This is a genomic window from Stenotrophomonas sp. 2YAF22 (genome assembly GCF_052114665.1).
In the GTDB taxonomy this organism is placed as follows: domain Bacteria; phylum Pseudomonadota; class Gammaproteobacteria; order Xanthomonadales; family Xanthomonadaceae; genus Stenotrophomonas; species Stenotrophomonas indicatrix.
The window spans coordinates 1-9,196 of record NZ_JBFRFE010000106.1; the positions used below are offsets into that span (position 1 = coordinate 1).

Sequence of the window (9,196 nt, forward strand, 5' to 3'; positions counted from 1 at the left end):
ACGGGTAGTGCCGGCCGCTGGCCGGCAACTGCGGCATCCCTGCGAAGATCGTGAGGTTGCCGGCCAGCGGCCGGCACTACCGTTTGCCGATCAGGCGGCGTCCGGCAACCGGAAGAACGCACGCGTGGCAGCCGTGGCGTTTGCCGCCGTGGTCTGCACATCCTCGCCACGGTCCCGCGCCAGCTCTTCCACGATGTGCGACAGGAACACCGGTTCGTTGCGGCGGTCCTTCGGCATCGGCTTCAAGGTGCGCGGCAGCAGGTACGGTGCGTCGGTCTCGATCATCAACCGGTTGGCCGGAATGTTCTTCACCAGCTCGCGCAGGTGACCGCCACGGCGCTCGTCGCACAGCCAGCCGGTGATGCCGATGTACCAGTCCTGGTCGAGATAATCGAACAGCTCCTGGCGCTCGCCGGTGAAGCAGTGCACCACGGCCGGACCGATGCGGCCTTCGAAGTTCTTCATCTGTGCCATGAAATCGGCATGCGCGTCGCGCTGGTGCAGGAACAACGGCTTGCCATTGTCTGCAGCCAGCTGCAGCTGGCGCTCGAACGCGCGATGCTGCGCCGGGCGCGGCGAGAAATCACGGAAGTAGTCCAGCCCGCACTCACCCACCGCCACCACTTCGGCATGGGCGTGCAGCGCGCGCATCTCCGCATCGCACTCGTCGGTGTACTCCACCGCATGGTGCGGGTGCACGCCGGCGGTGGCGTACAGGAAGCCCGGGTGCTGCTGCGCCAGCTGCAGGGCCAGTGGCGAATGCTCGCGGCTGGCACCGGTGATGATCATCTGCACCACACCGGCCTGGCGTGCGCGGTCCAGTACGGCGTCGCGGTCGCGGTCGAAGGAGTCGTGGGTCAGGTTGGCGCCGATATCGATCAGATGCATGGGGGCAGCAGAGGCAGGAAAACCCGCGCATTGTACCCGTGCCCGCCATGGCACCTTATCCTTTGCAGATGAACGCCCCGCAATTCCCCATCTCTTCGCTGCTGCCGCAGATCCAGCAGCACCTGGCCGTGCACCCGCGGCTGGTGCTGGAAGCSCCKCCCGGCGCCGGCAAGACCACCCAGGTGCCGYTGGCGCTGCTYGATSMGCCGTGGCTGCAGGGCCGCAGGATCATCCTGCTGGAACCCCGCCGGGTGGCCGCGCGCAGTGCCGCGATGTTCATGGCGCGCCAGCTCGGTGAGGAGGTCGGCGGCATCGTCGGCTACCGCATCCGCTTCGAGAACAAGGTATCGGCGCGCACGCGCATCGAGGTCGTCACCGAGGGCATCCTGACCCGGATGCTGCAGGACGATCCAATGCTGGAAACCGTTGGCGCGATCCTGTTCGATGAATTCCACGAGCGCCACCTCAGTGGCGACCTGGGCCTGGCGCTGGCGCTGGACGTGCAGTCGCAGCTGCGCGATGACCTGCGGTTGCTGGTGATGTCGGCGACGCTCGATGGTGAACGCCTGGCACGCTTCCTCGATGCACCACGAGTGAGCAGCGAAGGCCGCAGCTATCCGGTGGCGATCAGCCACTTCCCTGCCCGGCGTGACGAGGCGCTGGAACTGCAGGTGCGGCGCGCGGTACAGCAGGCGCTGGCCGAGCACCCCGGTGACCTGCTGGTGTTCCTGCCCGGCCAACGTGAGATCGCACGCGTGCAGGCAGGCCTGCAGGACAGCCTTGCTGGCGCTGCGGTGGACGTACTGGCCCTGCACGGTGAACTGCCGGTGGAACAGCAGGCGCGCGTGCTGCAGGCCGCCAGCGACGGCCGCCGCCGTGTGGTGCTGGCCACCAACGTCGCCGAATCCTCGGTGACCCTGCCCGGCGTGCGCGTGGTGATCGACAGCGGCCAGGCGCGCGAGCCCCGCTACGACCCCAACAGTGGATTCACCCGCTTGGACGTGGTCGCCATTGCGCAGGCCTCGGCCGACCAGCGTGCCGGCCGTGCCGGGCGCGTGGCCGAGGGCGTGGCCTGGCGGCTGTGGCCGCAGTCGCAGCGGCTGGAACCGCAGCGTCGCGCCGAGATCGACCAGGTTGAACTGGCCGGCCTTGCGCTGGAACTGGCCGCCTGGGGCAGCAGTGACCTGCGTTTCCTTGACCCGCCACCGACTGGGCCGATGGCCGCCGCACGCGAACTGCTGCAGCGCCTGGGCGCGTTGTCCAGCAGCGGCGCGATCACTGCACTCGGCCGCCGCGTACTGGCGCTGGGCACCCATCCGCGGATGGCCGCGATGCTGCTGGCCGCAGCTGATGCCCGCGCGCAGGCGTTGGCCGCCGATCTGGCGGCATTGCTGGAAGCTCGTGACCCATTGCGCCAGGGCGGTGATGCACTGGCCGCACGCTGGCGCGCACTGGCGGCCTTCCGCAACGGCCGTGCGCCGGCCGATGCCAATCGCAGTGGCCTGGCCGCAATCGATGCCGCTGCCAAACAGTGGCGCCGTCGCCTGCGTTGTGACGCTACACCGCCCGCCAGCATCGAGGCCCACGAACTGGGCGACCTGCTGGCCCATGCCTTCCCCGACCGCATTGCCTTCCAGCATCCGAACGACCCGCTGCGTTACCTGCTGGCCAACGGCCGCAGCGCCCGCCTGCATGAACTGAGCGACCTGCGGGGCGAACCGTGGCTGGTGGCCAGCGAGCTGCGCTTCGAAGCGCGCGACGCGCTGCTGCTACGCGCCGCACCGGTGGATGAAACCTATCTGCGCAGGAACTGGCCCGACCGCTTCGTGACCGAAGACGCGGTGCGCTGGGATGACACACGCCGCGCCCTGGTCGCGCTGCGCGAAACACGCTTCGACCGCATCGTGATGGACAGCCGTTCGGCTGGCCGGGTTGATCCGCAGCTGGCGGCGCAGGCGCTGACCGACGCCGTTGCCGAGCTCGGCCTGCAGGTGTTGCCATGGACCGAGGGTCTGCGCCAGTGGCAGGCGCGGGTTGAATCGCTGCGGCGCTGGATGCCCGAGCTGGGCCTGCCCGACTGCAGTGACGCCGCATTGCTGGCCAACCGTGCGCAATGGCTGCAGCCGGCATTCGCTGGCAGGACACGTCTGGATGCGCTGGACGAGACCAGTTTCGGCGAAGCGCTGAAGTCGCCACTGGAGTGGTCGCAGCGGCAGCTGGTCGAGCGCCACGCGCCCACCCGGATCACCGTACCGTCAGGGCTGGAACGGCCGATCACCTATGCGCTGGATGGCGAAAGCGGCGAGCCGCTGCCGCCGGTGCTGGCGGTGAAGCTGCAGGAGTTGTTCGGGCTGGCCGACACGCCGCGTATCGCCGATGGCCGGGTGCCGCTGACCCTGCACCTGCTGTCACCGGGCGGCCGGCCATTGCAGGTGACCCAGGATCTGCGCAATTTCTGGGAGAACACCTACGCCGAGGTGAAGAAGGAGATGAAGGGCCGTTACCCGCGCCACCCGTGGCCGGACGACCCATGGACGGCTACGGCAACGCACCGGGCCAAGCCGCGCGGGACGTAATGCGCGCCGACACCCCGCCCGTTCCTGAATGGCTGCGGTAGAGTCACACCACGCGCCCGCCTGACTGACATACCGTTTACGGGCAACAGGCGACACTGGACTTCGACCCGAGGCAAGGACACCCCCGCATGAGCAAGCTGACCGTAATCACCGACCGCGCCCTGGAGCGCGCCCTCGACCTGGCCCATACCRCAGGCGATGGCCTGAAGAGCGCGGGCGGCAGCCTGCGTCACCTCGGCCCGCAGCCCAGCGACTGGATCAAGACCGGCGCCGCCCTTGGCGCGGTGAAGACCGGCGGCAAGGTCGCCACCAAGTTCGCCCGCCGCAATCCGGCGGTGACCATCGCGGCAGCTGCCGTGGGTGTAGGCCTGCTGGGCTATGCGCTGTACCGCAAGCAGCAGAAGAAGAAGGCGGCCAATGGCCATGTGGTCAACGGCCAGGCCCAGCGCATCAACGCGCGCGATCGCCGCAACGACACCGTGGTCGACGAGCACAGCGATATCGGCAGCGACGCCTGATTGACCGGGGTCGGATCCCTTCCGCAGGAAGGGCTCTGACCCCATGTCGCTGCACGAGGGTCGGACGCCGCAAGGCCTCCGGCCTTTTTTTCAGCCGATCTGCCGCCACTGCCCGGGCTGCAGGTCATCCAGCCGGTACGGCCCCATTGCAGCGCGTACCAGCCGCAGCGTCGGCAGGTTCACCGCAGCGGTCATCCGCCGCACCTGGCGGTTGCGCCCTTCGCGGATCGTGATCGCCAGCCAGCTGTCGGGCACCGTCTTGCGGAAGCGCACCGGCGGATCGCGCGGCCACAGTTCAGGCGCAGGATCGAGGCGCTCGATTTTCGCCGGCAGCGTCGGCCCGTCATTGAGCACCACGCCATCGCGCAGCTGCTGCAGCTGCCCGTCGCTGGGCGTGCCTTCCACCTGCACCCAGTAGAGCTTATCCGCCTTGTGTTTCGGGTCGGTCAATTTGTGCGCCAGCGTACCGTTGTCGGTCAGCAGCAGCAGGCCTTCGCTGTCATGGTCGAGGCGGCCGGCAGCGTAGACGCGCGGCGGCAAACCGAAGCCGGCCAATGTCGGCCGCGGCGGCACGCTGCGGTCGGTGAACTGGCAAAGCACGTTGAACGGCTTGTTGAAGGCAATCAGCATCGCGGGGACGACAGGCAGTGGTGACGCATTGTCCCATTCGGCGTGTCAGCCGAACACCTGCCATTTCAACAGGAAGGACACCAGCACCAGGGCGATGCCGCAGGCACTGACGATGTTCGCCCGGCGCCGTCCAGCGGCCTGCGCGGGCAGGGCCTGCCTGGCGGCGCGCTGCTCCAGCACGATGCCCAGCGCCAGCAGTCCGAAACCTGCAGCACCCGCCAGGTCATAGGCATTGCCGCCGTAGAAGATGTAGTCGATCAGGCGGATCGCCACCAGCACCGCGACAATGACCAGCAACAGCTTTTTCACGATTCCGCTCCATGGAAGTGCGGTCGGGTGGCGCCGGGCATCCGCCGACGCCACCGCTGCGATGCGTTACGGCTTCACGAAACGCAGGGTCATGCGGTCACTTTCACCGATGGCCTGGTACTTGGCGTCATCCGCCTTGTCATGCTGGTTGGTCGGCGGCAGGGTCCACACGCCATTCGGATGATCCTTGGTATCGCGCGGGTTGGCATTGACCTCGGTGCGCGCGTCGAGCTTGAAACCGGCGGCCTCGGCCATCGCGATCACCTGCTGCTGGCCCACATAACCGGTGTCGTCAGCGTCGGCCACGTCGGCCTTGGCGCGGTGCTCGACCACGCCGAGCACGCCACCCGGCTTGAGCACGTTGAAGAAGCCCTGGAACATGCCCTGCGCCTGGCCGGCCTTGCGCCAGTTGTGCACGTTGCGGAAGGTCAGCACCACATCGGCCGAGTTGGCTGCACCGAACACCGGCTTGGCCGGGTCGTAGGCAACCACTGCGGTTTTGTCGAACTGTGCCGGTGCGGCGGCGTACTTCTTTTCCAGGCTGTCGCGGCTGCGCTGCTGGTAGTCGCGGCCGCGACCTTCAGCCACGGCCTGCGGATCGACCACCGCAGCGATGTAATGACCCTTGTCGCGCAGCAGCGGCGCCAGGATCTCCGAGTACCAGCCATTGCCCGGGGTGATCTCGATGACGGTCTTTTCCGGCGCGACGCCAAAGAAGCCCAAGGTCTGCGCAGGATGACGGAAACCGTCGCGCTTGACGTTGGCGGGGTCGCGGGTCGAGGCCTTCACCGCGGCATCGATCGCGGGCGACACCTGGATCTTTGCCGGTGCGACCGTGGCCGGCGCGGCGAATGCGGGAACGGCAACCAGCAGCGCCGAAGCAAGCAGCAGGCGGCAACCACGCAGGGATGAGGCAGCAATCATCGGGGCGACTCCAGCGGAAGATGCGGCGAGACTAGCAGCCGCCGCGCCGCAGGTGTTCACAAAACGTTAGCCGCGTGCGCGGTGCGGAACACAGTTTTGTGGTCAGCGCCGCAGCGCGGTCACACATCGCGTTCTATCCTGAAGGACTTCCCCCAAGGAGTCCGTGCCCATGACGGCAAACCGCGAACTGGGCCGTTCAGGCCTGCATGTAGCTCCGCTCGCCTTCGGTGGCAACGTGTTCGGCTGGAGCGCTGATGAGAAGGCCAGCTTCGCCCTGCTGGATGCCTTCGTCGATGCCGGCTTCAACCTGGTCGACACCGCCGACGTGTACTCGGCGTGGGTGCCGGGCAACCAGGGTGGCGAGTCGGAGACGCTGCTGGGCAAGTGGTTCGCGCGCAGCGGCAAGCGCGACAAGGTGGTGCTGGCGACCAAGGTGGCCAAATGGGCCGAGCGCCCCGGCCTCACCCCGGACAACATTAATGCGGCGGTGGAGGATTCGCTGCGTCGCCTGCAGACCGAGGTGATCGATCTGTACCAGGCTCACGAGGACGATGAATCCACGCCGCTGGAAGCGACCCTGGCCGCGTTCGGTCGCCTGATCGAGGCGGGCAAGGTGCGCGCGATCGGCGCGTCCAACTACAGCGCCACGCGTCTGGCCGATGCCTTGAAGGTCTCCACCGACTACGGGCTGCCGCGCTATGAAACCCTGCAGCCGGAGTACAACCTGTACGACCGCGCCGGCTACGAGAAGGAACTGGAACCGCTGGTGCAGCGCGAGCAGATCGGCGTGATCAACTACTACGCACTGGCCAGCGGCTTCCTCAGTGGCAAGTACCGCACGCCGGACGATGCCGGCAAGAGTTCCGCGCGCGGCGCCACCGTGGTCAAGCGTTACCTGAACCCGCGCGGCCTGCGCATTCTGCAAGCACTGGATGACGTGGCCAGCAAGCACAACGCTACTGCCGCGCAGATCGCACTGGCATGGCAGATCGCACGGCCGTCGATCACCGCACCGATCGTCAGTGCCACCAGCGTGGAGCAGCTGCACGACCTGCTGGCGGCGGCGAACGTGGCGTTGAGCGTGCAGGATGTGGCGCAGCTGGACGCGGCCAGCGTGGAAGGTTGAAGGCGGAGGGTGCCGGCCAACGTCGGCACCCTTCAACGGATCCGCGCCATGCGTGGATGCTTTGCCTCAGCGCGGCAGGCTGTCCTCGGCCACCAGCGCATGGTGCATGCCGATGCCCGCGCGCACGCCTTCTGCCATGGCCAGGGTGATGTTGCCGACCGTGGTCGCATCACCGGCGGCGTACACGTTCGGCACCGAGGTCTGTTTCATCATGTCCACCTCGGCCAGCACGCCCAGCGGACTCTCCACCAGCGCGCAACCCAGCTGCTGCACCAGCGGCGTGGCCATCTGCTGCATGGCCGGCACGAACAGCGCACGCTGGGCAACACGGCGACCGTCGGCAAGTTCCACTTCCAGCCACGTCGGCTGCTCGCCGTGCACACCTACCACCGGCGTGGTTTCCACCTGCACGCCGCGTTGCTGCATGGCGGCCAGCTCCTCGTCGCTGATCGGCAAGCCCTGGCTGAAGAAGGTGACGTTGCCCCAGTCGGCGAACAGCGGCGCCTTGCCGGCCGACATCGGATGGCCGCCGAGCAGGCCGATCGAACCGCCACCCACTTCATAACCATGGCAGTACGGGCAGTGCAGCACGGTGCTGCCCCAGCGCTCGGCCAGGCCGGGCAGATCGGGCAGCTGGTCGGCGATACCGGTGGCCAGCAGCAGCTTGCGTGCGGTCAGTACCTGGCCGTCTGCCGTACGCACCTCCACACCTTCGGTGCGGAGCGTGGCCTGCACCGCTTCGGCATTCAGCCAACGCACGGTCGGGTAGTCCAGCAGTTGCTGGCGCGCGTTCTTCAACAACTCGGCGCCACTGACGCCGTCCAGGCCCAGCACGCCGTGCGAATGGCTGGCGAAACGGTTTCGCGGCGAACCCGCATCGATGATCGTGACCGGCCGGCGCGCACGCGCCAGGATCAGTGCGGCGGCGATGCCGGCGTAGCTGCCGCCGACGATGAGGACATCAGGATTCATGGTGACCTTCCAGGGAACGGTGATGGGCAAGATGGCGGGCGAAGTCGGCGCCAAGCTGGTCGAGGGTGGTTGCCTGCAGCCGCTGCTCGAGCAGGCGCTGCGCTTCGCGGGCACTCTCCAGCAGGGCCTGGTTGACCAGCTGCTGGATCGGGCAGCCGCCCCTGCCTTCACGGGTACCGACCTGGACCATCGGCGGCGCGCCGATGGCCTGGTAGACGTCGTGCAGGGTGATCGTCGCCGCATCGCGGGCGAGCTGGCTGCCGCCACCGTGGCCGCGCGTGCTGCGTACCAGGCCGGCCTTGTGCATCTGCGCCAGCAGGCGGCGGATCACCACCGGATGGGTCGGCAGGCAGGTCGCCAGCTGTTCGGAGGTTCGCGGCCCGTGCTGGCCGACCAGATGGGCCATCACGTGCAGGGCGTCGGAAAGCGGATTCGCGGATTTCATGCAACAACAATAGTTACATTTAAACCACCTGTCGAGGGTCTTCTTTCGTTCCATATGGACACATTTGTCCAATGAAACACATTCTTCACATCACTAAACAGAACGGCAATGTGACACGCATCGCACTTCAGAGCGCTAAAGGACGGTCGATACCGCATCGCACCCCTTCCGAGATCTCGTCCCATGAAAGCCTCTTCCCATGCGCCGCGGCTGCAGTCGAAGCTGCTCGGTGCCGTTTCTGTTGGTCTGGCTGTTGTCCTGGTATGCGCCCTGGCGGGCTTGGCGTCGGCCTGGTTGAAGCTGTCCACCGAAGTCCCCCCGGAGGTTGCCCACAGCCGCGACGCCGAGCGCCTGCAACGCGAATTCCGCGGGCAGGTACAGGAGTGGAAGAACGTGCTGCTGCGCGGCCACGATGACGCGCTGCGCCAGCATCACCTGCAGGCCTTCGACAACGAAGGCCGCGTCGTTGCCGAACTGGCCACGGGCCTGGCCGCCAGCCCCGATGCGCGCACGCGCGAACTGGCGCAGGCGTTTTCCGGCCTGCACGCACAGTTGCAGCAGGACTACCACGCCGCACTGCAGGCCTTCGCTGACGCCAGCTACGACCCGGCGGTTGGCGATTCCCTGGTGCGCGGCAAGGACCGTCCGGTGGCCAGTGCGCTGKATGCCCTGAGCGTGCGTGCCACCGAGGTAGCCGAGGCTGCAGTGACCGCGCGTTCGCAGGATTCCCGACAGGTGCTGGTGGTGTGCGCCGCGCTGACCATCGGCGCCGCCGTGCTGCTGCTGATCGCCCTTGGCTGGTGGCTGC

At 67.5% G+C, this 9,196-nt stretch carries 9 protein-coding genes and 1 pseudogene; 4 read left to right on the top strand and 6 right to left on the bottom strand.

From position 1 onward, the window contains the following. Positions 1-90 precede the first annotated feature (90 nt). Positions 91-888: a TatD family hydrolase gene (locus AB4Y84_RS06510; protein WP_025877584.1), complete on the bottom strand. Its 798-nt coding sequence runs from the start codon at positions 886-888 to the stop codon at positions 91-93. 68 nt (positions 889-956) lie between these two features. Here AB4Y84_RS06510 and hrpB point away from each other — a divergent pair, with 68 nt between their 5' ends. Together hrpB and AB4Y84_RS06520 are read left to right on the top strand one after the other, a co-directional pair. Further along, positions 957-3,464: an ATP-dependent helicase HrpB gene (hrpB, locus tag AB4Y84_RS06515; protein ID WP_442249892.1), complete on the top strand. Its 2,508-nt coding sequence runs from the start codon at positions 957-959 to the stop codon at positions 3,462-3,464. A 128-nt stretch (positions 3,465-3,592) separates the two neighbouring features. Then, a complete protein-coding gene (locus tag AB4Y84_RS06520; RefSeq protein WP_442249893.1) occupies positions 3,593-3,982 on the top strand; it encodes a hypothetical protein in 390 nt (129 codons plus the stop codon). A 90-nt stretch (positions 3,983-4,072) separates the two neighbouring features. Here the strand turns inward: AB4Y84_RS06520 and AB4Y84_RS06525 are convergent, their stop codons facing one another. The 3 genes from AB4Y84_RS06525 to AB4Y84_RS06535 form a co-directional block, all read right to left on the bottom strand. Beyond that, on the bottom strand, positions 4,073-4,612 hold the full coding sequence (locus AB4Y84_RS06525; protein ID WP_025877589.1) for a pseudouridine synthase: 540 nt from the start codon (positions 4,610-4,612) through the stop codon (positions 4,073-4,075). A gap of 45 nt (positions 4,613-4,657) precedes the next feature. Continuing rightward, entirely contained in the window at positions 4,658-4,921 is a 264-nt protein-coding gene (locus tag AB4Y84_RS06530; protein ID WP_033832507.1) for a hypothetical protein, read from the bottom strand. A gap of 66 nt (positions 4,922-4,987) precedes the next feature. After that, positions 4,988-5,845, bottom strand: a complete 858-nt coding sequence (locus AB4Y84_RS06535; RefSeq protein WP_088101858.1) for a class I SAM-dependent methyltransferase — start codon at positions 5,843-5,845, stop codon at positions 4,988-4,990. 169 nt (positions 5,846-6,014) lie between these two features. On the opposite strand from AB4Y84_RS06535, the gene AB4Y84_RS06540 reads away from it, so the two are divergent. Next, a complete protein-coding gene (locus AB4Y84_RS06540) occupies positions 6,015-6,971 on the top strand; it encodes an aldo/keto reductase (protein WP_032976826.1) in 957 nt (318 codons plus the stop codon). A 66-nt stretch (positions 6,972-7,037) separates the two neighbouring features. On the opposite strand, the gene AB4Y84_RS06545 is transcribed toward AB4Y84_RS06540, so the two are convergent. Further along, a complete protein-coding gene (locus tag AB4Y84_RS06545; RefSeq protein ID WP_105164850.1) occupies positions 7,038-7,943 on the bottom strand; it encodes an NAD(P)/FAD-dependent oxidoreductase in 906 nt (301 codons plus the stop codon). Then, a complete protein-coding gene (locus tag AB4Y84_RS06550; RefSeq protein ID WP_025877596.1) occupies positions 7,933-8,388 on the bottom strand; it encodes an Rrf2 family transcriptional regulator in 456 nt (151 codons plus the stop codon). Before AB4Y84_RS06550 ends, AB4Y84_RS06545 begins: the two co-directional genes overlap by 11 nt. Before the next feature lie 183 nt (positions 8,389-8,571). On the opposite strand from AB4Y84_RS06550, the pseudogene AB4Y84_RS06555 reads away from it, so the two are divergent. Beyond that, positions 8,572-9,196 (top strand): annotated as a pseudogene (locus AB4Y84_RS06555) (methyl-accepting chemotaxis protein); the annotation flags it as partial.

What these genes read in the sequence shown, in the direction of transcription:
- AB4Y84_RS06510 (WP_025877584.1), bottom strand. Translation starts at nt 888, where the DNA reads ATGCATCTGATCGATATCGGCGCCAACCTGACCCACGACTCCTTCGAC.
- AB4Y84_RS06525 (WP_025877589.1), bottom strand. Translation starts at nt 4,612, where the DNA reads ATGCTGATTGCCTTCAACAAGCCGTTCAACGTGCTTTGCCAGTTCACC.
- AB4Y84_RS06535 (WP_088101858.1), bottom strand. Translation starts at nt 5,845, where the DNA reads ATGATTGCTGCCTCATCCCTGCGTGGTTGCCGCCTGCTGCTTGCTTCG.
- AB4Y84_RS06540 (WP_032976826.1), top strand. Translation starts at nt 6,015, where the DNA reads ATGACGGCAAACCGCGAACTGGGCCGTTCAGGCCTGCATGTAGCTCCG.
- AB4Y84_RS06545 (WP_105164850.1), bottom strand. Translation starts at nt 7,943, where the DNA reads ATGAATCCTGATGTCCTCATCGTCGGCGGCAGCTACGCCGGCATCGCC.
- AB4Y84_RS06550 (WP_025877596.1), bottom strand. Translation starts at nt 8,388, where the DNA reads ATGAAATCCGCGAATCCGCTTTCCGACGCCCTGCACGTGATGGCCCAT.